The sequence below is a fragment of the Pseudomonas sp. GW822-FHT04C11 genome, assembly GCF_058800905.1.
In genome coordinates, this window is record NZ_JBXAMS010000020.1 from 100,884 (window position 1) to 124,467 (window position 23,584).

The 23,584-nt window shown below is 51.9% G+C and carries 15 protein-coding genes, 1 other RNA gene and 1 pseudogene; 10 read left to right on the forward strand and 7 right to left on the reverse strand.

What is annotated here, in order from left to right:
• Positions 1 to 148 precede the first annotated feature (148 nt).
• From AC1RJ3_RS26100 to AC1RJ3_RS26130, 7 genes are all read left to right on the forward strand, one after another.
• Positions 149 to 973, forward strand: coding sequence for a (Fe-S)-binding protein (locus tag AC1RJ3_RS26100; RefSeq protein ID WP_347928032.1), 825 nt, complete (start codon positions 149 to 151; stop codon positions 971 to 973).
• Positions 970 to 2,424 carry a LutB/LldF family L-lactate oxidation iron-sulfur protein gene (locus AC1RJ3_RS26105; RefSeq protein WP_054594081.1) on the forward strand — a complete coding sequence of 485 codons (1,455 nt, stop codon included), beginning with the start codon at positions 970 to 972 and terminating at the stop codon, positions 2,422 to 2,424. Before AC1RJ3_RS26100 ends, AC1RJ3_RS26105 begins: the two co-directional genes overlap by 4 nt.
• Complete coding sequence (locus AC1RJ3_RS26110) at positions 2,424 to 3,095, forward strand: LutC/YkgG family protein (protein WP_347928033.1); 672 nt, start codon at positions 2,424 to 2,426, stop codon at positions 3,093 to 3,095. The genes AC1RJ3_RS26105 and AC1RJ3_RS26110 overlap by 1 nt, the downstream gene beginning before the upstream one ends.
• Positions 3,092 to 5,902 carry an FAD-binding and (Fe-S)-binding domain-containing protein gene (locus AC1RJ3_RS26115; protein WP_493081302.1) on the forward strand — a complete coding sequence of 937 codons (2,811 nt, stop codon included), beginning with the start codon at positions 3,092 to 3,094 and terminating at the stop codon, positions 5,900 to 5,902. The genes AC1RJ3_RS26110 and AC1RJ3_RS26115 overlap by 4 nt, the downstream gene beginning before the upstream one ends.
• Before the next feature lie 164 nt (positions 5,903 to 6,066).
• Positions 6,067 to 6,342, forward strand: a complete 276-nt coding sequence (locus AC1RJ3_RS26120; RefSeq protein ID WP_103318571.1) for a PA2433 domain-containing protein — start codon at positions 6,067 to 6,069, stop codon at positions 6,340 to 6,342.
• 93 nt (positions 6,343 to 6,435) lie between these two features.
• Positions 6,436 to 6,829: a transfer-messenger RNA gene (gene ssrA / locus AC1RJ3_RS26125) on the forward strand.
• A gap of 186 nt (positions 6,830 to 7,015) precedes the next feature.
• Positions 7,016 to 8,272 (forward strand): integrase domain-containing protein, encoded by a 1,257-nt coding sequence (locus AC1RJ3_RS26130; protein ID WP_493081304.1) that lies wholly within the window; start codon positions 7,016 to 7,018, stop codon positions 8,270 to 8,272.
• A 122-nt stretch (positions 8,273 to 8,394) separates the two neighbouring features.
• Here the strand turns inward: AC1RJ3_RS26130 and AC1RJ3_RS26135 are convergent, their stop codons facing one another.
• Both AC1RJ3_RS26135 and AC1RJ3_RS26140 read right to left on the reverse strand, forming a co-directional pair.
• A complete protein-coding gene (locus AC1RJ3_RS26135) occupies positions 8,395 to 9,009 on the reverse strand; it encodes a hypothetical protein (RefSeq protein ID WP_406597579.1) in 615 nt (204 codons plus the stop codon).
• Positions 8,981 to 9,913: a hypothetical protein gene (locus AC1RJ3_RS26140; protein WP_493081306.1), complete on the reverse strand. Its 933-nt coding sequence runs from the start codon at positions 9,911 to 9,913 to the stop codon at positions 8,981 to 8,983. The genes AC1RJ3_RS26135 and AC1RJ3_RS26140 overlap by 29 nt, the downstream gene beginning before the upstream one ends.
• 797 nt (positions 9,914 to 10,710) lie before the next feature.
• Here AC1RJ3_RS26140 and AC1RJ3_RS26145 point away from each other — a divergent pair.
• From AC1RJ3_RS26145 to AC1RJ3_RS26155, 3 genes and pseudogenes are all read left to right on the forward strand, one after another.
• Positions 10,711 to 10,986 (forward strand): hypothetical protein, encoded by a 276-nt coding sequence (locus tag AC1RJ3_RS26145; RefSeq protein WP_493081308.1) that lies wholly within the window; start codon positions 10,711 to 10,713, stop codon positions 10,984 to 10,986.
• A gap of 289 nt (positions 10,987 to 11,275) precedes the next feature.
• Positions 11,276 to 12,255 (forward strand): annotated as a pseudogene (locus AC1RJ3_RS26150) (integrase domain-containing protein).
• Positions 12,252 to 12,548 (forward strand): hypothetical protein, encoded by a 297-nt coding sequence (locus tag AC1RJ3_RS26155; protein WP_406597582.1) that lies wholly within the window; start codon positions 12,252 to 12,254, stop codon positions 12,546 to 12,548. The pseudogene AC1RJ3_RS26150 and the gene AC1RJ3_RS26155 overlap by 4 nt, the downstream one beginning before the upstream one ends.
• Before the next feature lie 92 nt (positions 12,549 to 12,640).
• Here AC1RJ3_RS26155 and tnpB read toward each other — a convergent pair whose 3' ends face one another.
• From tnpB to AC1RJ3_RS26180, 5 genes are all read right to left on the reverse strand, one after another.
• On the reverse strand, positions 12,641 to 12,922 hold the full coding sequence (tnpB, locus tag AC1RJ3_RS26160) for an IS66 family insertion sequence element accessory protein TnpB (RefSeq protein WP_493081310.1): 282 nt from the start codon (positions 12,920 to 12,922) through the stop codon (positions 12,641 to 12,643).
• A 251-nt stretch (positions 12,923 to 13,173) separates the two neighbouring features.
• Positions 13,174 to 14,079 carry a DISARM system phospholipase D-like protein DrmC gene (drmC, locus tag AC1RJ3_RS26165; protein ID WP_493081312.1) on the reverse strand — a complete coding sequence of 302 codons (906 nt, stop codon included), beginning with the start codon at positions 14,077 to 14,079 and terminating at the stop codon, positions 13,174 to 13,176.
• The gene (drmB, locus tag AC1RJ3_RS26170) at positions 14,070 to 15,890 is read right to left on the reverse strand and encodes a DrmB family protein (RefSeq protein ID WP_493081314.1); all 1,821 of its coding nucleotides are present in this window, start codon (positions 15,888 to 15,890) and stop codon (positions 14,070 to 14,072) included. The genes drmC and drmB overlap by 10 nt, the downstream gene beginning before the upstream one ends.
• On the reverse strand, positions 15,887 to 19,426 hold the full coding sequence (gene drmA, locus AC1RJ3_RS26175) for a DISARM system helicase DrmA (protein WP_406597586.1): 3,540 nt from the start codon (positions 19,424 to 19,426) through the stop codon (positions 15,887 to 15,889). Before drmA ends, drmB begins: the two co-directional genes overlap by 4 nt.
• Positions 19,427 to 19,483: 57 nt before the next feature.
• On the reverse strand, positions 19,484 to 23,578 hold the full coding sequence (locus AC1RJ3_RS26180; RefSeq protein ID WP_493081316.1) for a type IIL restriction-modification enzyme MmeI: 4,095 nt from the start codon (positions 23,576 to 23,578) through the stop codon (positions 19,484 to 19,486).
• Positions 23,579 to 23,584 lie beyond the last annotated feature (6 nt).

The following is a 23,584-nucleotide window of genomic DNA, read 5'->3' on the forward strand; positions in this document are numbered from 1 at the left end:
CTACGAGCAACACAGAAAGAACCGACGCCGGACTTTAACTCCGGCGTCAGCGACTCACCACCCGGTCTGCAAGGCTGCTGAAAGCTTCCCGCTTTATAGTCAGCAGCCTCAGCGGACGGATAACCGGGCCCACCCGGAGACACGCCTGATGAGCGAGCTTTTTTACAACGCTGTGCCGAACGCGACCCGTGTCGCCCCGCCACTGCCTGAACCGCGCCAGTACCCCAGCGAGAAACCGCAGCGGGTCTACCTGTTCGGCACGTGTGTGGTCGACCTGTTTTATCCCGACGCCGGGATGGACGCGATTCACTTGCTCGAACGCGAAGGCATTCGCGTGGAGTACCCGCAAGGGCAAAGCTGCTGCGGACAACCGGCCTACACCTCGGGTTACACCGAACAGGCCCGGACCGTAGCGCGCTCGCAACTGGCGCTGTTTGCCGGGGATTATCCGGTGGTGGTGCCTTCAGGCTCCTGCGCGGGCATGCTGCGTGAACATTACGCCGACTTGTTCAAGGACGAGCCGGACACCTTGAAACAGGTCCAGGCCCTTGCAGCACGGACTTATGAGCTGGCCGAGTTTCTGCTGTTCGTCTGCAAGGTGCAGCTCAAGGACAGCGGCAAGCCGGTCAAAGTGGCGTTGCACACCTCGTGCTCGGCACGGCGGGAGATGAACACCCACTTGCATGGTCGCGAGTTGTTGTCGCAGCTGAGCAACGTGAAGCGGGTCGACCACGATCACGAAAGTGAATGCTGTGGCTTTGGTGGGACATTCAGCGTCCGAATGCCAGACATTTCCGGTGCAATGGTCGCTGACAAGACCAAAGCCCTGAAGGAATCCGGCGCACACACGGTGCTGAGCGCCGACTGCGGCTGTTTGATGAACATCAACGGCTCGTTGGAAAAACAGAACGAAGCGTTACGCGGCCAACATCTGGCCAGCTTCCTCTGGCAGCGTACCGGAGGTGCAAAATGAGCACTTCCACGCTGATTCCAACGGTGGCGGTTGAAGAAGATTTTCGCACCCGGGCTCACGAGGCGTTGGGTGACAAGCAACTGCGAAACAACTTTCGCAGTGCAATGGATTCACTGATGGCAAAGCGGGCAGCGTCCTTCAGCGATGCCTTCGAGCGAGAACACTTACGCGCACTGGGCAATGCTATTCGTGCCCGCGCGTTATCCAAGTTGCCCGACCTGCTCGAGCAACTGGAACAGAACCTGACCCGCAACGGTGTGACAGTGCACTGGGCGGAAACGGTGGACGAGGCCAATGGCATCGTCTTGTCGATCATCCGTGCTCACGAGGCGCGGCAAGTGATCAAGGGCAAATCGATGGTCAGCGAAGAGATGGAGATGAACCATGTCCTCGCTGAACAAGGCGTTGAATGCCTTGAGTCGGACATGGGCGAGTTCATCGTCCAGCTCGACCACGAGAAGCCTTCACACATTATTATGCCGGCGATCCACAAGAATGCCGGTCAGGTCGCGTCCTTGTTCCACGACAAACTTGGCGTGGAATACACCAAGGACGTTGACCAACTCATTCAGATCGGCCGCAAGGTCTTGCGGCAGAAATTCTTCGAAGCGGACATCGGCGTCTCCGGCGTCAACTTCGCCGTGGCCGAAACCGGCACCCTGCTGCTGGTGGAAAACGAAGGCAACGGCCGCATGTCGACCACCGTGCCGCCGGTACACATCGCCGTCACCGGGATCGAGAAAGTCGTCGAAAACCTGCGCGACGTTGTACCCCTGCTCTCCTTGCTGACACGCTCGGCCCTCGGTCAGCCAATCACCACTTACGTCAACATGATCTCCGGCCCGCGCAAGGCACATGAACTCGATGGCCCGCAAGAAGTGCACCTGGTTTTGCTCGACAACGGTCGCAGCCAGGCCTTTGCCGACAGCGAACTGCGCCAGACGCTGAACTGCATTCGCTGCGGCGCCTGCATGAACCATTGCCCGGTCTACACACGCATCGGTGGCCACGCTTATGGCGAAGTTTATCCGGGGCCGATCGGCAAGATCATCACCCCGCACCTGGTTGGCCTGGCGAAAGTCCCGGACCATCCGAGTGCCTCGTCTCTGTGCGGCGCCTGCGGTGAAGTCTGCCCGGTAAAAATTCCGATCCCGGCACTGCTGCGCCGCCTACGCGAAGAAAACGTCAAAGCCCCAGACAGCCCTCATCAAGTGATGCGCGGCCAAGGCAGCAAGTACTCGCGCAAAGAGCGCTTCATCTGGAACGCCTGGGCCAAGCTCAACAGCTCGCCGACGCTGTATCGGCTGTTCGGCTTTTTCGCCACTCGCCTGCGCGCCCTCACGCCAAACAACATTGGCCCGTGGACACAAAACCACAGTGCGCCGAAACCTGCCGCTCGCTCACTGCACGACATGGCCCGCGAGCATCTGGCCAAACAGGGAGATCGCTGATGAGCGCCAAGCAAAACATCCTCGCCAAACTGCGCAATAGCCTGACCGGCACCACGCCAGTGCCTGACAACTTCGACGAAGCACTGGTGACCGAGCCTTACACCTACACCCCGGAACAACGCATCCCGCAACTGCGCAAACTGATGGAAGCGGTGCACACCGAAATCCACCTGACCAGCGAGCAAGGCTGGCCCGAGTTGCTCGCGCAATTGCTGCGCGACCGACAGTTGCCGAGCCTGCTGATCGCACCGACTACACCGCACGGTCAACGTGTCACGCAGCACTGGGCGAACAATCCCGAGCTGCCCACACTCAAGGCCTACGACCGTCCGGTGGAAGAGTGGAAGGCGGAACTGTTCAACGACACCCCTGCCAGCCTGACTACCACCCTCGGAGCGATCGCCGCCACCGGCAGCTTGATCATCTGGCCGACCCGCGAAGAACCACGGCTGATGAGCCTGGTGCCGCCGGTGCATTTCGCCCTGCTCAAGGCCAGTGAAATTCGCGACAACTTTTATCAGGTGCAACAAGAGTACGAGTGGGCCCAAGGCATGCCGACTAACGCCTTGCTGGTATCCGGCCCGTCGAAAACCGCCGACATAGAGCAAGTCCTGGCTTACGGCGCCCACGGCCCGAAAGACCTGGTGGTGCTGATCCTGGAGGACCAATGAGTCTACCGGCGGCTTTCCTGCGTGATGCGCAGCGACTGATTCCAGAGGACCGGCGTTTCGACGACCCGCTCTCGACCCTGGCCTTCGGCACCGACGCGAGTTTCTATCGGCTGATCCCGAAGCTGGTGATTCGTGTCGAGTCTGAAGATGAAGTGGTTGCACTGCTCAAACTGGCCCAGCGTGACCGGGTGCCGGTGACCTTCCGCGCCGCTGGCACCAGCCTCTCTGGCCAGGCCATCAGCGACTCGGTGCTGATCGTCCTTGGCGACAACTGGAACGGTCGCGAGATCCGCAGTCAGGGCACACAAATCCGTCTGCAACCGGGCGTGATCGGCGCACAGGCGAATACTTGGCTGGCTCCGTTTGGCCGCAAGATCGGCCCAGACCCGGCATCAATCAATGCCTGTAAAATCGGCGGCATCGTCGCCAACAACGCAAGCGGCATGTGCTGCGGTACCGCGCAAAATACCTACCACACGCTGGCCGGTATTCGCCTGGTACTGGCCGATGGCAGCCGGCTCGACACCGAGGACGCCACCAGTGTCGCGGCATTTCGCAGCAGTCATGCTGAACTGCTGGAACGCCTGGCGACACTCGGCCGCGAGACCCGCGCCAATAGCGAATTGGCCGCAAGGATTCGCCACAAATACCGTCTGAAAAATACCACCGGCCTGTCGCTCAATGCCTTGGTGGATTTCGACGAACCTGTGGATATCTTGAGCCACTTGCTGGTGGGCTCCGAAGGCACGCTGGGGTTTATCAGCGCAGTGACCTACGACACGGTGATCGAACATCCGAACAAAGCCTCGGCGCTGATCGTCTTTCCGGATGTCGAAACCTGCTGCAACGCCGTGACGGTGCTGAAAACCCAACCGGTCTCGGCCGTGGAATTGCTCGACCGTCGCAGCCTGCGCTCGGTGCAGGACAAACCCGGAATGCCGGCCTTCGTCCAGCAACTGTCGGCCAACGCCTGCGCCTTGCTGATCGAATCCCGCGCTGCATCAACTGCGTTGTTGCACGAACAGCTGGCGCAGATCATGAATTCACTGGCCGCGTTCCCGGTGGAGAAACAGGTCGACTTCACGCAAGACCCGGCAGAAAACGCCAAGCTGTGGGCGATCCGCAAAGACACCTTCCCCGCTGTCGGTGCGGTGCGCAAAACCGGCACCACGGTGATCATCGAAGACGTAACCTTCCCGGTGGAGCAACTGGCGGCTGGTGTGAACCGTTTGATCGAGCTGTTCGACAAACATCACTACGACGAAGCAATCCTTTTCGGCCATGCGCTGGAAGGCAATCTGCACTTCGTCTTCACCCAAGGCTTCAACAGCCCGGAAGAAGTCGCACGCTACCAGGCGTTCATGGACGACGTGGCGCAATTGGTCGCCGTCGAGTTTGGCGGCTCGCTGAAAGCCGAACACGGCACCGGACGCAACATGGCGCCCTTCGTCGAACTGGAATGGGGTAGCGATGCCTATCAGTTGATGTGGCAGCTCAAGCGCCTGCTCGACCCGAACGGGATTCTTAACCCGGACGTGGTGCTCAGCGAAGATCCGCAGATCCACCTCAAGCACCTGAAACCGCTGCCGGCCGCCGACGAGATTGTGGATAAATGCACCGAATGCGGCTTCTGCGAACCGGTCTGCCCGTCAAAAGGCCTGACCTTGAGCCCGCGCCAGCGCATCGTGATCTGGCGTGACATTCAGGCGAAAAAACGCTCTGGCGTCGACACCTCGGCGCTGGAAGAGGCTTATCAATATCAAGGCCTCGACACCTGCGCCGCCACCGGCCTCTGTGCACAACGCTGCCCGGTCGGAATCAACACCGGCGAACTGGTGAAAAAACTCCGTAGCCACACGGCAACCCGGACGAAAACCGCCAACTGGCTCGAAGGAAATTTCGCCACCGCGCTGCAAGGTGCGCGCTTCACGCTGCACGTGGCCAACGGTGCGCGGATGCTGCTGGGTGCGCCGCGGCTGACGAAGATTTCTGCTGCGCTGACCAAGCTGTCGAAAGGGCAAATCCCGCAGTGGACCAACGCCATGCCGCAACCTGAACGAGCGATTCGCTTCAGCCCGACAGTGACCGACGAGCGTCCGCGCGTGGTCTATCTGGCGGCGTGCGTGTCTCGGGTGATGGGGCCGGCGGCGGGAGACAATGAGCAAATGTCGCTCTACGACAAAACCCGTGGCCTGCTGGAAAAAGCTGGCTACCAGGTAGTTTCGCCGGACAATCAGGACAACCTCTGCTGCGGCCAGCCATTCGCCTCCAAGGGTTATGCCGAACAAGCCGAGCACAAACGCCAGGAACTTATCGGCGCGCTGCTGCACGCCAGCCGCGGCGGGCTCGACCCGATCTATTGCGACACCAGCCCCTGCACCTTGCGCCTGGTGCAAGACCTCGGCGATGTGCGCCTGGACCTGTACGACCCGGTGCGCTTCATTCGCACGCATTTGATCGACCGACTGGACTTCACGCCCCAGGAAGCGCCGATTGCGGTGCACGTGACCTGCAGCACTCAGCACCTCGGCGAGAGCCAGGCGTTGATCGATCTGGCGCGACGTTGCAGTAAGAACGTGGTGATTCCGGAAGGCATTCACTGCTGCGGGTTTGCCGGCGACAAGGGCTTCACCACGCCCGAGCTGAACGCTCACTCACTGCGCACATTGAAAGACGCCGTGCAGCATTGCAGCGAAGGCATCTCCACCAGTCGTACCTGTGAAATCGGCCTGAGCCAGCATGGCGGGATCGACTACCACGGGCTGGTTTACCTGGTAGACCGGGTGACCCAAGCCAAAACGCTCTGAAATCGACGCTATCCAGCAAGGGGCGCTCAGCCCCTTTGCTGTACTCTCCTGCCGACGAAATACAACGCTATTTTTCCTACACCACAAGAACCCTTGTGCGCCGCCACAGTCTATCTGTTAAGCCCAAGCCCCTTGCTTCCCGACGCTGTTCAAGGAGAAACCCCATGAAGCGATCCGCCCTGGCCGGACTGCTTATCTGCGCGACACTGACAACCTCCCACGCCTTTGCCTCAAACGAGAGCGATATGTGCGCAAGGAATCTTCAAACACTCACCAGCGAACTGGCCAATGCGACCAAGCTCGATGCCGCCACACAAAGCGACGCCACGAGCAAACTCCAGCAAGCCAAATCCGCCTATGACGCGAAAAACGACCGGGAATGCGTAGCCCTGACGCAGCAAGCGCTGCAGTCCGTCCAAAGCCACAAGAACAGCCAGTAATCCGCCTCTGATACGCAAGCGTGGACAGAAGGTCGACTCGCTCCACGCATTGGCGTACACTGTGTTCACCTGCTGGTTACACACAGCAGGTTCGGGGCCGTTTAGGATTCGACGCCGGTTGCGAAACTTTAGGTGCATGCCGAGTTGGTAACAGAACTCGTAAATCCACTGTTGCAACTTCCTATAGTTGCCAATGACGAAACCTACGGGGAATACGCTCTCGCTGCGTAAGCAGCCTTAGCCCTTCCCTCCTGGTACCTTCGGGTCCAGCAATCATCAGGGGATGTCTGTAAACCCAAAGTGATTGTCATATAGAACAGAATCGCCGTGCAGTACGTTGTGGACGAAGCGGCTAAAACTTACACAACTCGCCCAAAGCACCCTGCCCGTCGGGTCGCTGAGGGTTAACTTAATAGACACGGCTACGCATGTAGTACCGACAGCGGAGTACTGGCGGACGGGGGTTCAAATCCCCCCGGCTCCACCACTTCATCATCTAAAGACGTCCACGGACGTCTTTTTTTGTGCCTAAAATCCAGTGAATACAGGGGTTTCAGCGCTTATGGAGGCTTTGCAGGGTTTCTGAGTTCCAGGCGCTTTGGTATCCCAGGTGGTATCCCGGACTGCCAAATGCTATTTTCAGGATACCAAAACGGTGCTGGAGGTAGCCCTCATGCCTACTAACGCAACCCGCCTCTCCGATCGCCAGCTCAAGGCAGTCAAGGCAACTGGTAAAGACTTCGTCCTCAGCGACGGCGATGGCTTACAGCTTCGAGTACGCGCGAGCGGCTCAATGATGTGGAATTTCAATTACCGCGAGCCGTTGACCAGAAGCCGTATCAACATGGCGCTTGGTCCATACCCCGACCTCTCGCTAGCCAACGCCCGGAAGAAAGCCGCAGAGGCGCGTGAGTTGCTCGCTTTGGGCACTGATCCCAAAACCCAGCGTGATGAGGTAAGGCAAGCCAAACTTGCTGAGACTGAACACACTTTCGAGAAGGTGGCCACTGCCTGGTTCGAACTGAAGAAAGACTCCGTAACCAAAGCCTACGCCGAAGACATTTGGAGATCGCTGACGCTCCATGTTTTCCCAAGCATGAAAACAACGCCGCTCTCTCAAATCACTGCTCCGTTGGTTATCAAAATCCTTCGCCCAATCGAGGCCAAAGGGAGCCTCGAAACCGTGAAACGATTGAGCCAACGCCTCAACGAGATCATGACCTACGGGGTCAACTCCGGGCTGATATTTGCGAACCCCCTCAATGGAATTCGGGCGGTGTTCAAGAAACCCAAGAAAGAGAACATGGCTGCGCTACCACCTGAGGAGCTTCCCGAGCTCATGATGGAAATCGCGAACGCCAGCATCAAGCGCACGACCCGCTGCCTGATCGAATGGCAGTTGCACACGATGACCCGCCCCGCCGAAGCAGCCACCACACGATGGGCAGGTATCGACTTCGACAAGCGCATTTGGACCATTCCGCCAGAGCGCATGAAAAAGCGTCGGCCGCACACAATCCCCCTTACCGATCAGGCACTTTCGTTACTGGAGACGCTCAAGCAACTCAGCGGTAACAGAGAGTACGTGTTCCCCTCAGATAGAAACCCCCGCACCCATGCCAATAGCCAGACTGCCAACATGGCGTTGAAGCGCATGGGCTTTCAGGACCGTCTAGTCAGCCACGGCTTGCGCTCGATGGCGAGCACCATCCTGAATGAGCATGGCTGGGATCCGGAACTGATCGAGGTCGCGCTGGCGCATGTCGACAAGGACGAAGTTCGAAGTGCCTACAATCGGGCGGACTACATCGAACGCAGGAGGCCGATGATGGCTTGGTGGAGTGAGCACATCCAGACAGCGGCCACAGGCAGCCTGTCGGCATCTGCGATCAATCAAACCAAGAATCGCAACGTTGTTCCGATACGCTGAGCACTCACCGAATGGCGCAGGTAGCCGCCCCTGCAGTACTAGGAAGGTCACGAAGTGAAGGAAATTAAATACATCGAAGTCGCAGAAGATTTAACTCTATAAGCAGAGTGGAAAGCCTAGTATTACTTACTCGTACCATTCCGGTCAGCCTCCATCTTTTCGATACTCGACTTATCGAGATGATCGAACATGGTGGCTAGATTTTTTTTGATCAGATAGAGAGACAGCATCAAAAAGCAAACAGCTACCACTACGGTAAAAAGGCATAGCATAACAGCTGAAACCGCCTCAAATAAACCGACGGTCAATTGTGAAATTGACGCTATAAAACTTGATGAGATTGTATAAAAAATAATATTACTCAACCTACGCAGCGGATAGTAAAGCGACGAATAATACTCTGCACCATTTAACTTAAGGCCATCCAACCAATTTTCTTCATAGCTATCCGAATCATAAACCTCCTTCTTCATATTAACAATAATAAACGTTTTAGCCGACATCAAAAATCCACCCAACGCTAAAAACCCGGTGAATAAGCTTCCACGAAGATTTTTAGAGTAAAACTCAAATATCTTTGCAGTAGTGCCTGGTTCAAGCCATATAAACCCTAATACGCTGGCAGGGCTAGAGGCGACAGATACAATGGCGATATAGAGGGCCGCAGAAATTACTACTGCAACCGGGACAACCCATCGCTCTTTCAGGTTATTCGACGACTTTTTTTGAGAAAACATGGGCATACTCCGTTTCGCATTTATCCTTAAGTGCTTTAACCAGACTGCATCCCCTAAGCTCTTTTGGATCAAATGTCATCAATCCGAGAATGAAATCGTCGTAGGCCATTTCCCCATAATTCACAGGGACGTCCATAATCTTCACGGATACCGGCTCGTCTTGGTCGTCGAGCACCTCAATCCTCGCAGTTTTTTCCTTAACTGTCGACATCATGTTCTGAATGCCTTTGATGATAAGGCTTGAATCCACCGAGCTATCAAAGCGAACATCATGCCTTGCTTTAGCTACTAACCCATGCAATGGGGAGTCATCACTAAGATACGCCTCAACAGAAGCAATTTCATACTTAAAAGAGCGTATTTCTTTATATTTAGCCAAAACCTTTTCAATATCGCGCGACTGCACTAACATCTCAAAAGCCAAACCATGAAAAAATCTACTATTTATCGCTTTAATTTGCTTCTGTGGAGCATCTTCGGCCAGCACATCTAATTCAACCTTCCTTTTTTGCTCGAGCTTCCGCCTGTACAGCGATGTAATCATCGACGCAAAATTAGGCAAGGTGCAGGCACCGTAATGATATTGATAAAGCCCAAACCCGTTGAGCTTATTGACGACAAGAAAGTTAAACTCAGCAATTTTTTCCAAATCAGCGAGTTCGGAGATCTTGACTTTCATTTCTCCCTTATCACTCACTAGCGATGCAAACCGCTTTTGATTCTTAATGGTAATCACAACACCATAGAAAAACTTATCATCACTATCCAATATTATTCTGCGAATATTACCCGATTTAATAGAGAATTCAACATTAACTCCAACAAGAGACGACAAGAAAGAATTGAGTTCGATATCGCTTTTCTGCGCCGAAAATGAAAACCCGTAGTTTTTGGAAATGTACATCCGAACTCACATCCTTATGAAACTGGTGCCGCCGGTCGTTCGCGCCTACCCAGCAGAGTAGACATGAAACGCCCTAGCCCGCACCAGCCAATTGTTGGTGGCAAAGCGGCATCATACGTCAGTCGGAACGACTACTGAAGATATCGACCGAACATGCGCTCCTGGCGCGCGGAGAGCACCTCCATCAATGCGAGAAATTCCTCGCAGGTGGCTGCAGGCAAAGCGCATGCACATCGCGAGCAGCACCTTCGATAGGTACTGCAAGATGGTGGAGGTGCGCGTGGTTCACGCCCTTGTCGATTACATGCTGGTTAACCTCAAGCGCAAGATCGTCCGGGACCAGTCGGATAGCCACAATTGACGTCCCAGATGCTGTGACAGTTCTGTTGGCGACAGCGGCGACACCCGCGGCGCCCCTCGTAATCCGTGGCATGCAGGACGGCAACAGAGGACACTGTCGCCGTTGCAAGCCTCGCTCTTGGGACTTTTACGGCTAAGCCCATGCAGGCGGGAAGGCTCCGCATTCCCACCCGCATGGGCTGACATTAAAAACCGACGAACGACCACCCGGCCATGTCATGCCACCGACGTCCAAGATCTTCCAGGACTATCAATTGGCGCAATAGTTACCCAAAAAACACTGTTGATCACGAGTAGCGCGCGCGTTATACCAGAGCCTTACAAGCGCTGTCCTCGACAGCACCCAGGTAGCCAGAACCTTTGAGGCTACGCCACATCGTGGTGGTTCTCCCAAAGTGCGATTAGCGTCCGGCGGCTCGCACGGTCACAGCGATGTGATGGATGCCTACTTCTACCAGAGTGCCCACTGCGGCAACTCATACCTCTACATTCCTCCCCTGCAGCAACTTATCCGTTTGGCCATTTCATTGCGCCAACCTGCGCCCGTCTCTTTCTTCCGGAAAGAGACGGGCGCTCCTACCGCTGCTGCAGCCCAACTCGTACAAGGCTTTGCGGCATTTCCCCTCGTGACAATCGGCGTGACAAACACCGAAGTCACCAGCAGCAGCGATGCAGATGATGGTGCCGCAGCCCAAGGAATGGACTGCACCTGACTGACAATCAGGCATGCCCCGGTCATCGCATCACTGCCTTCACCCGACTCAGGATCTCGCGGCATTGGTCTCGTCAGCCAGCGCAGCCTCCACCCGCCCACGTCTTCGGAAGTGTTCAGGAGGCCAGATCATGAGATGCCCAAGCTCCCGGTCGTAAGGAGCCGCCAGTCCCGCGTTAGTGGACAACCCTCACAGGTCGCAGGGGCCTTGATCCCTGATAACACTCAACATTCGTGGCGGGATGACGTGGGGAAAGTTTGAAAGATTTGGCTTCGGGAGGAGTTTGATCATGGCACTGGTGGGCAGGCGAGATGGACGCAATTTTGGCTACGTCGGCAACTGAGCTATGCCGGGGCGCATGCATTGCGGGACCTGTTTGGCGGCGGGCATTACGGCACGGTCAAGGCGCACAGTGATCGGTGGCAGGCGTTTGTGCGCTGGTGTCGCTCGGAGGATGGGCCGGGGGTTAGCGAGGCGCGGCAGATTGATCGGAAGACCTTGTTGGACTATGCGGAACATCTGCGCCAGCAAGTTAAAAAAGGTGAAATCACCATCGCCACTGCGCAAAACCGACTGTCCAGCTTGAACCGGACCATGTCTGCGCTTCGCGGTGATCAGTATGTGAAGGTCGCGAGTCCGAGCAAGGCGTTGGGAATGCGGCGCACGTCCGTTCGTACGACAGTTCCCCACGGCCAAGATCGCGAACAAGTGATGCGCACCATTCAGACGCTCCGCGAACATCAGCTGTCTCGCGCAGCTGCCATCGCGCAGTTGGCGCGAACTATTGGCATGCGCTTACGCGAGGCCATCTTGGCCGACCTTTCGCGCCTACAATATGAAGCCGAGCAATTCGGCAGAATTAATATCCAGGAGGGTACCAAGGGTGGCCGCTCAGGCGCGCCTGCACCTCGCTGGATCATGGTGAACGATCACATCCGCGACGCACTGGCATTCGCCCATCATTTCTCGCCTGACGGTAGCCGCAATCTATTAGCCCCGCACGAAAGCTACCTGGACTTCATACAGGGCACTGTACGTCACGCTCGAGACATCCTCCATACGCACGAACTCAAAGGCTTCCACGACTTACGCGCGGCCTATGCGTGCGAACGCTATGAACAAATCACCCAGTACCCCGCGCCCATCAACGGTGGCGGCTGCTACCAACTCGACCGACGCCTCGATCGGGAGGCCCGAGTGCAAATCAGCTATGAACTGGGACACGGCCGTATAGACGTTGTATCGGCTTACATTGGAGGGCGAGCATGAGCAAGCCATTCGATATGGAGCTGTTCCTGGGGGGCGTCCTGACTGGGTCGCATGCCACACGCCAACGCCACCTTCGTCAGGCGAAGGCTATCCAAACAGCAATAGCTGATCGCTGGCAACGCGACAGTCCATGGACCTGGCAGCGAAAACATCTCGCTTGGTTTCTGAATCAGCACATGAGCCAGTGCGCGAAGTCGACGCGCTATTACTATGTGTTGACCGTGCATTTACTCACTACTCGCTTAGGCAAGTCATGGCAGTTCGAAGAGCTACGCAAAGATCAACGTTCATAGCGGACCTCAGGTAAAGTGCATTCCCATTGATTACACAAAATGGGCGACCGGCAAGGAGCGACTCAAAGATGCCTGTCATACCGTCTGGAAAGCTAGCCGCGATTCAGTTGCTTGAACAAAACTGGGTCGTCAGGAAGGTCTTGAGGCATGAAATTCATACTTTCCACTATACCGAACCAGGCGACGAATCGAGGCGTCAAAATTTGATGCGGACGGTTGCGCCACAAATCAATACCGTCCGGTACACTGTTGAGTGCCTGAATTGCCAGCTCGATGGCTTCATCCAAACAATCCGACCATGTTCTGAAGCGTTGAGATTCCAGATGCTTTAGCCAAACGTAAAAGCCATTGCGTTCCCAATAGAAAATCTTCACCCGATTTCGAGGCTTGCTGAGGAACACAAACGCACTGTGGCAAGCACCACGACCTAGATACCCAGCTTGACCAGAGCCGCAAGGCCGTCGATGCATTTTTGGAAGTCTAAATATTTTGGGTATATCTCTAGAGTTTTTTGACTTTAGCGTGGGGACGCATCATGAAGTGCTGGCTCCGGAAATAATTCGGGAGCACAGCATTAGGGATTACGTGCTGGGGGTCTATGGAGCGGTTACGCTATATTTTTCATCTATACCGTATATACATGGCTGTACGCATTATATATGCAGATACATGTTTTTTCTGATAGGTCATGCGCGCCTTTCCAAGACCCCCTCTCAATTAATAAATCAAAATGTCGTACTAGTGCACCAGCCATAAGACCTTGTATTCGAAGTCCCATTTCGAGGTTTTCGAGAAAGCCTGCGTGGGTTAGGTTAGCCGATGTAACAAGGGCATCATTACGGTCCGCAATTATTACCTTTGCATGGAGTTTTCGATCATATTGCTGCCCACTCTTGCTTGTTGTTTTTGTCATGTGTTCGCTCCAGCTATAGACCTCACGCGGAGCTTCTGCAAGGTTAACCGGCCAGAAGCTGTTAAGCGCCGAAAAATTGTCTCGGCCTCCTGGTTTGTCACCTGGATCAAAAACAAAACGAATATGGACGCCAGCACGAGCTTTTTTAACTAGAAGTTTAATTAGAGCTTTAATCTGTTCTGTACTTACCACCAACCAATAACCAACAATCAACAACTCATTTCCCGCATTGTCGATAATCTCTCTCACAACCGCCTCTGTCCTACGAAGTTCTGACTTTGCAACTTCAGGTCCTGTCCAAACCGTGTCAACTGTATGAGCTCGAGTTCGAGCGAGACTGTAACAATCTAGAGAGGATTTTATTATAGCGGTCACGTCTGAGGTATTTAGGTGTGACGCACTCGAACGCCAAGTTTTGATGAACTCTGTGAGATTGTGACTTCCAGGTGCACCTTTTAACACCTTGCTAATGCCAACTGGACCGCTCGCTGCCGTCAGTCGTCCGGATTCGAGAGCTGCGACAATTGAGTCTGCCAATGATTGGTTAGCTGCTACTTGCCCAACAAGGTTAGAGCAAGCTGCTGAGAAGGCACTCATATCCGTCAACGTCATATCCATCCAAGATGCTTTGGCGTGAAGAAGGATACGTCCTGGTTGGCGACTGTAGGAACTAAAAGTGATCGGTCTAACCACGAATTATAGGCCTCGCAGCTTGTTTCAGGAACAAGGACACATGCGTGACACGCTGCTCCATTTGTGCTGCGATGCTTATTTGGCTCATGACTCGCACAGAGAGGATCAGAAGAGCAGCGAGTCACATCGCGAAGTGCATCTTGTAAAAGGCTACCGAGACGTTCTTTCGTTCCAAGGTCGATTAAACCACCAAGGCTTCCTTCAGAATCAGGACTTGCCGTGTACAAAAGCACGCCGCTCATTTCTCGTCCTGCCTCAACAGATGAATAAATACGTTCACGAATAGAGGCTCCGGAATATCCACAATCGAGTGCTAAGGCCCGCATGACTGTATGAGCAAAGGAATGAAGGACAATAAAACGAGATTTTTCGCGAATTTCTTGCTCGGTAGCTGGTCCTGACTCATCACCTGCATTTTTTTGTTGCGCTGCAATCATTTTTTTTACGCGATTTTTCACCTCAGTATCTTTTGACCAATCATTAAGGGCCTCACCGTTAAATTCGAAAAATAACCCTTCGCCTCTAACTTCGACAGCGGGTAACCATTCTAAATTTTGGTCCCTTGAAATTGGTGCAATATCAACGTCCTCGCCTGCGCCAGCAAAGGGACCGCCCTTTGATTCGATACGGGTGAAGCCCGTTAGCGCTCGCACCTCAAGAAGTTTTCTAACTTGAATTACAGACTTGATAACATCGCTGAGTTTTTCCGGTACTTCAGCTTTTTGGGAGAAAAAATCCGAACGTTCTCCCTGGCTGTATCCGTCGGGATCCCGCAAAGCCTCCCATTCCGGCAAGAGCAAGTCAGTGTCATCTGCTTTAATTTCGCCGCGACTCTTTAAAATATATTCCAGAATCGCTGGGCGCTCGTTTGCGTAGCTTTCGAGTTCAGGTAACTTTTTGACAAGTAATTTCCAGTAGGCATTCAAATTATCAGCGTTGTAGATCTCAGAAATAATATCTGGATCTGCTTTCGTCATGATTTTACCGACTGGGGTAGCCGCATCTTTAATGGATAATGCGCTTTTCACGACGGGGAACCACGAATTTGTTGCTCCGCGCTGAAGTGTTTCACACTGATCGGCATGACTACACTGGCTATCTAAATTGGTCGGACCGAGCCAAGGCCGCTTCCTACTGCACACGCCTACAACTTTGTGTTTCTTTTCACCGAAGGCGTCTCCAACACTTCGTTTGTCGCCACACTTACACTTAACTTCTAAATCTCGAACAGTACCCGTTTTACCCAAAGACATTAACTGCATTGGCTGCTTACACGCTGTCGGTCCGCGGTGCGCAAAAGTACGCCACGGGAAATCATCCATGTGTCCACTAGGGCACGCCACAATAAACGGCGCAGGATTAACAGGAGTTTTTCCACCACAAAGCTGACATAAAAAAACAGGCCTCTTTTCATGCCGTTTAAAGTTTTGCTCTGACGGTTCGGAGAGAGTGCCGCACTGCGCATTTGAACAAACCTGATAGCGGGGAAACAAATAGGATGGGATTGTTCCAGTCCGATTATGGAAGTCGCCTTCTGCCGGAGGCGCAGAATAAAAACATTTCACACGCAAGTTGCGCTCAAGTCGAGGCTCTTGAATGCGTTGCTCATCACTTTTGCGCCATTCGTCAACGCCTGCCACAACTACAGACAAGGTTTGGAGATCTACAATTGCACCTGGGCCGAATGTTGTAATGATTTGACTCGGCCGAACATCACCAACGGGTTTATTACTCATGATAGTGACTCTTCATCATCGGCCAAAAAGAAAGTTGCTGTGGGTTCCACATCTCGGAGTGAATTTGGTGCCGCCCACTTCCCTCCTCTTGTATCTCCTAAATTTCGAAAGAGGCGGTGATGCGCTACCTCCTTGTCGTTACCCGCAGTCGCCTTTTTCTTTGAGTAAGAAACCGATGCGTTTTTAAGTTGACTCCAAGTATCGCTCTGTTCATTCAAGACTCTCTTGACATGATCACCTTGCGCAGAGAACGATGTGAGCTCGGTTGCTCGCTTAGCAATTCCCTCAATCATTGTTTTGGCCCAAAAGGACGTTGGCTCAAACTGATTTGCAGCAAACTCCTCCGAAGCTTGAGTTTGTCCGAGTCGCTGGGTCGCACCAAATACCCCGTGTAATCCACGATCCAGAGCTCGAGAGGAGAAAGGTGTAACGCTAATAGGCTCTACGTAACGGTAAAGTGCAGCGTGGTAACTTTTAAATCGTTCGTAATGTGAAGTATCCCGTGGCGAAACCCAGTTGTACATGGTGACAACGAGACCTGGATGTTGACGCCCCACACGGCTAGTGGCCTGAATGTACTCAGCAGTCGTTTTAGGTTGCCCGGTACATACCATTAAACCCAACCTATCGATATCAACACCAACGGATATCATATTGGTAGCTAGAAGCACATCAACAGGATAGACCTTTTTCTCCCCTTTTGTTGGTCGAGGAAAAGTTACATCCATTCGCTTAAGCAAAGGAGGTATTTCCCATGATGCCAATCGGCTCGTGAGTTCTTTTGGTTCAGAGATATAGCGTTGATTTCGACGTGCTCTTTTCAACGCAAACTTATCTCGCTGGGCGAGATAAAACAGACGCCGAAGAGTAACGTCATCTTCCACCAGGCGTTTCGCACCACCTAAGGCGCGCATGCTGTTGAAGTATCCGACCAAAGTACCGTATGGATCACCAGAGGTTGCTATTACTGGATCGACCAAATAGTCAAGACCTTGATGTAGCAAGGCAGCATAGACCCTTACAAGAAGCGTTTTTGAACTCGAACCGTTGGCATTAACGCCAACATAAAGACGGCCAGCTGCTGAGTCAATTGCCATCCCATTTTCATCATGAGTGACAATCTCGCGTGCAAAAAAGGAATCTTTGGAACTAAGACCGCTGGGCGGAAATACTTGAAGATCACGATCATAAAGTTGCCGCACCTGCTGAGCAGCTCGTCGAATAGTCGCCGTAGATGCGAGTACTTTTGAGCGCACGGTAACGCCCGATTCCTTTTGTAGGCGACTTAAAAAATCCACGGCGGTTTCATATAACCCCACCATAGTGCCAAGCGGCCCCGAAATTAAATGTAATTCATCCTGAATAATAAGTTCAGGTGGCAACAATCGCTTAGCCTTCTTGGCGTCAGGGCAAAGTTTACCACCAGGCTTTGAGCCATCAGCAGGAGTAATATGGCCTAGCGTTGGGCTGTAACGATCACGGATACCGAAGAACGCTTGCGTGCGCCCTTCAAATGGCATACGAGCAAATTTATCGACAGTAGCGATGACAATGGACGGGCAAGTTCTGTAAATTTCCTCATCGACGACTACGACAGGAACACCTTCGCCACTAGAATTCTTTTGAGACATTTCACAGCGGAAGTTGGGACAAAAAACACGAGTCCGTTGTGCCGCTACATCTATCGTATACGCCTGACCGTGAGGAACACCGCGATCGCTGGCTAAGGATTCACCACAGCGCGGGCAATTCAATAATTGAACCGGGCTACCGCCACTTGCATATCCCTTCGACTTGAGATCTTCTATCGCTTTTTTTGCGTCAGCAAAACGGTTGGGGGCGGTCTTATCGCCTACCCAAAGACCAATTCGATAGGGTTCTTTACCTAATGTTTTTTCGCGCTGCCTGATTACCTCGCAGGCACAAATCAAAGCCGCCGCACGTTGAAACTGCTGTACCGTTAGTAGCCGCAATGTGTAACGCATAATGACCGACACGCCGGCACCCGCCTCCATCCCATCGCGATCTCCCACAAGTCTTCGATAAAAAATCGTGAAGGCAGCAAGCCCTAAGTAAGCTTCTGTTTTACCACCCCCCGTTGGGAACCAGAGCAAATCGACTAAGGCTCTATCCTCACTTTCATCATCTGCAACCCCGACCAGATTTAGTAAGAAGAAACCTAACTGAAAAGGTCGCCATTTAGGGCTTTTATCTATCCAAATACTGGCGATATCTGTTCGTTGTTCACTGGTTTGATTGTGTTTCGCCCAAATTGAGTGAACACGCTGATCTGCCATGGCTTCATTCGCTAAGCCAAATGCGTTACGCGCCTTGGGATTACTCTTTAACAACTCCAGGCCTTTTCGCATACGGGCAGCAGCTTTCTTACAATTATCCAATTGGGACGCAGCCGCTTCACAATGCAGGTTGTGATTTTTAATGGTAGGCTCTTCTGCCTCTATTAGGCGAGCTTCAATCCAAACTTCGTAGTGTTGAACGAGTGGTTCAATTGCATCAATGAGTGCTTGAGGATCATTTATTTTGGCTAGCGCCATCATATCCAGCGTGGCTCCGCCAGCAATATCGTCAGCGGCAATTACCTTTGGAATTTCAAATGTCGGAATAAACTCAGTTTGAATGCTAGATACAGCCTTGCCATCGGCTGTAAGGCCTTTCCATTCAGCCGCTACTCCATGCCCAGTGGCAAACTCACGAGAGTGACGGTAGAGCAAATTATTGACCTGTGCTTCTGGGTCTTCCGAGCCATCATGCTCTAGCTGAATATCATCTTTTGCTAGAAACGCAGCACTGCCATCGCTAGCCTTAACTTCCATCTTTGCTTGCATCAGGAATTGTTTGTCCTTCTCGGCATCACGAGGGCCACCTTTCAGGCGCTGATTGACGAGAAAAAGGCTTACCGCACGCTGGCCGTGAATTTTATAAACGACACCTTGAATGGATACTTCAGACTCCTCAAGTCCTTCAATAGTAACTCCTACTGGAGCATATTTTGGGTGCAATTTAACTACGTTGACAGCCCCTGTCTTTGAAACATTGAGCCCTCTAACCACACCGGTTCTTTGCTCACGACGCCAAATAAATTTTGAACGTTGTGAAGCGTTCCACTCACTACTACCTTCTTCGCTTCCATCTTCAGAACGCTCAGGTGCTTCTTCAGCGCGGAGGTATTGGCCCCATTCAACATGAATATCCACTTTGTCACAGGTATCATTAATTACGAAGGATAAGCCCATCGAAGAAGGCATAAAACCTAGCACCTGAGGTGGCTCGAAACTGGCTTCATCTGTCTCGCCATCATCACCGCTGGGGAGAGAGTCATTATCTAGAGCGTCAATTTCTGAGTCTTGCGGCGCTAGGCGACCCACAATGTAGCGTGCGGTTGGAAACTCTTCGCTAGGGTCAGTATCATCTTCTGGGTGCCAAGGGCCCATGAGTTCACGACGCAGTGCATCTACCATCTGATCACGCACTAACCGCTTAGCTGGAGGATTAAATGTAATGGTTGTGCTACTCATGGTTTCCCTTCCGCAATAGGTCACTAATTATTATGTCGACGCTTTGATAAAATAAGTTCAAAGCACATCATCACTTACATCAAAAAGACCACGATTTGGATTGGTATTAGTTTGTATTTTTTTTGACGAATGCTTTTTTACGGTGCTGTTTTTTAGCGTTTTATTATTCAGCTCTTGTAGCTTTTCTTCTGCAGCTCGGTTTTCGTTCAAAACATAAAGTCTATCAATGATTTCGTCATTGAATTCTTCTACCATCAACTCCTCCATCGCACTCATTGGACAATAGGGCGGCACGTGAATATCTCCCCAGCCGTAAGCTTCAAGTACCCTACGATCCATTTCTTCGTGCAGAACACGAAGCTTTATAATATGTTCATCATCGCACTCAACGTTTGTTAGTGCATTATATGTTTTAGTTAGTCCCTCACCAACTTCATTCATAAATATGGCACGCGCCTCGTATAAATCCCTGCCCGCTAACTCAACTCCAGATATAACAACATTCGGATTCACTAGCGGAAATGGAAACGTATCAAAGCAATCACTAGTTGAGTAACGAAGATCGCTCTTCATTGTCGAAGAGAGTAACCACGCCCAAGCCCCATGGATTCGAGACTGCAAAACCCCAAACGATGTAAATGAATCAATTGGAAAAACGCAAAGACCATGTGTAAAAACACGATCCACAGGTTGAAACGTGAAAACCAGAAACTTTGAGTGGATAGAGTTTACAAGACACCGGCTCATCTCTCGAGTTCTTCGATAAGATTCAACCCGAGGAAAAGCATGCCTCCACCAGTATCGTTTAATACTTTTTATTGTTGAGGAGTTTTCTTTCAGACCATCTCGATCTGGCTTAACCCTCTCTCGAACGATACGCATTAAATCAGGCCACAGCTCTGCATGATCCAGATCAACATCACCAAAATCAATAACATAACGATCAAACATATGTGTCGGAGATGTATTTACCTCATCTCCGCCTAAATATGGAAATATTTTCTCATCATTAGAACTGTTAAGAGTCACTAAATCATTTCGTTCTGCCGGCGTCAACTCAAAACCAGAACCGTATACTTTTGACCCTTGAAATGCTCTTCCGATATTTATTCTTAGAGGCAAGGGATCCGGGCGCTCAGGCTTAGGCCGCAGTCTGGAATTGATAGTTTCAACAATACGTGACTTAAACCTCACTGTCGCGGTAGATGTAACAATTCCTTTTACTAACCCCAAGGTGGAAACAGTCACGGCTGCCTGACCGGGCCACGGCATACTGGGATTCGTATCGTGAATTACAAACCCATTTTGTAGTAGATGCTTCAAGCCGATCGACCGGGTATCCCCTTGTGCAATAGTGTTTGTCGCAACAATGCCTAGAGCACCATGCTTACCTAGAAGCAGACAAGCTCGCCTCAAAAAGAATGCGCACAAATCACACTTACCTCTATTTCCTGTGTCACCTGGAGTTGTTGCTACAAGCCATTTGAAATATGCTGGTCCATTAGCCTCAGATAGGGCTGAGGTGCCAGCAAAAGGAGGGTTACCTACAAAGCCATCCATGTAGGCTGCCCCTGTAACCTCACCACTGTTTAATGGATCAGGTCTCTCCTCGTAAAATATTTCAGGAAACTCTAACCACCAGTGGAATGGACGATGTAGTTCCTGGATTTCCTTACTCCAGGTTTCCATTAAATTATTCGCCTCAGCGTCTCCAGCAAGCCAAGCCCTCACGACGTTTTCTCTCAGTTGCCGCTCAGACAACCTTGCTTTGTCCTTTGTATTGGAAAAAAAAGCCCCAATACATACATCTGCAATTTTTCTGATTTTTTCTGTGCCGTCATTCGCATTAAAAAGCAATTGTGATTTTAACTTTTGAGCTTCTGGGGAAAAATTTGTTGCGAATTGAAAAATCTCTTTACGAATAGAGACTACTTCATCTAGTACACGATTAATCTCTTCTTCCAAAAAACTCAGCTGTTTTCCCGGCTTCCAATGAAAAGCTTTGATCTGTTCAAAACTTAGACCAACTAGCGAGTCCCCACAACGCAAGCAGTGATCTAGGAATGTAAACGGCAGTTCGCGGGCTAATGTAAAAAGCCATAATGACAGTTTAGCAAGCTGAACCGCCATTAAATTTTTATCAACCCCGTAAAGACAGCGCTGAGCAACTAAGCGACGGGCGTAAGCAACAACGTCACCACCAGGACAGTTAACGGAAATAACCTCCACTTCACCTGTGCGCCCCCAAGCTGCCACGACTTCATCCGCCAACTGACGACAACACTCTACAAGAAATGCGCCTGAACCCATTGCAGGATCACAGAGTTTGAGTTCAAGGAGTTGGTCAGCTGTAGGAAACGCCCCCAAGCAACGGATTAATGGTTCCAGCATCTTACGAACTATGGGTTCTGTTAATGAGCGCGGTGTATAGTGAGAGCCAGAGTTTCGTCGTTCTGCACCGGGCTGGAGAACGTATTGACCAGCCCTTACCTGTTGTTCAAATGAAAGTACTTTCTTTCCCGCGGCCAGCGGCAAGAGCACATCAATAACAATATTTTTATATTCGGCGCTGTTTTTTTCAAATTTGTCGAGTGCTATTTTTATTTTTTCAGCAACGGACTTATCGAATCCACACTCATCTTGTAGCCATTTCACTCGTTGAGCAGCTTTGTGCGCCAACACGGCAGAGGGCTCCAACCAGTATTTCGGAGCACCCTTTTTGTTGCTTATTTTGATGGCTACTGCAGGTGATACACACTGGAAAACTTGATAACCCATTAAGGCTTCGTAAACGCTACCGATCTGCTCTACATCCAAAGTTCGATAGTTAAGACGCTGACCTTGAAATATCAATAGACTGCGAAGTAAAACAAAGATCGTACCATCATCGACGGTCGGCACCCGGACATCTGAACGATCATGCGGGGTAACGATGGGCGCATTTTCCCCCGCCCATCCTTCAAGAAAGCTGTAAATATGCGGATCAAATAGATCACCTTGGCGAGAAGGTATATGAAAATCGCCGTGATCAACGCCCAGATAAATAGCGCGACACAGGGAAATAATGTGTCCCCACGCGCCGAACCGGTTACTCATAGAGTCGGGGAAATTGCCGTTGTCACGTTGCAGTTTTTCATACAGACCAAGTAAGCTCATGCGTTTCGCATAGAGCGGGTGTTCAACAGGTAATAAACTGCGATCTTCTGCATATAGGATAAATACCAATCGCAGCATGACGGTGAGCAACCCGCGATAAAGGTGATCTTCATCACGTTCCAATGCCACTTGTAGAAGCCCGCTTTTGTCACGCTCTGCCGCCGCTTGAAACCCTTTAAGAAGTGCTTCCAAACCACTAAAGACTTGTTCGGCCAAATCCTCCGTAACAGTACCCTGATACTCACGGCTGCGCCTGAGCAAGGACGGTAGAGAGTTCTCATCACTTACACCAAACCATTGGTTGGCACAGAGCAACATGATCATGGCATCGAGGATGGGGCGCCCACCGACGGTTGCCATATCATCAACACGAAAGGTGATATGCCCCGAGGATTCTCCATGAGGTGCATAAACCAACCTAATCACTTCTCGATTGGTCAATATCCCCACCGGCACTTGGCAGCGCCTCAGCAAGCGATCAAATTTTGCGGCAGCGGGATAGGACCAATCACCTGTCACTGTTTCGGGCTTATCGAGCCCTAAACCTAGCGCATCATTGTTAGTTTCACCCTCAAGATCGGTAACATCCCAAATCAATGCCACATACTTTTCAGCGGCATTTGATGCTGGGCTCCCCGCCCCTTCACGAGCCTTAAGCTCTCCTTGATGTAAAAGTCCAAATGTTGGGCGAATTGTCTGCGGCCCTTCCGGTGCATAGAGAGAAACTTCATCGGGTATTTGGGCAGCACTTTCAAATAGCTCTGGATCGAAGTCCAATAGCTGTTGTAAAAATGGCATCAAGTCCGCGATACGGCGAGGCGCACCTTCAGGGCCTAGAGGGCAAAGCTCACGTAACTTTTCTTGAACTTCAGGCGGTTGGTTTTGCGCGCAGCCCGCTGCCAGCAATACCGGCTTTGCAACTACAAGACCGTCTGACTCAGTCTGCACATGACCAAGCCATTTATCATGAAAAAATTCTTCGTTTTTAGTGGCCATACCTGA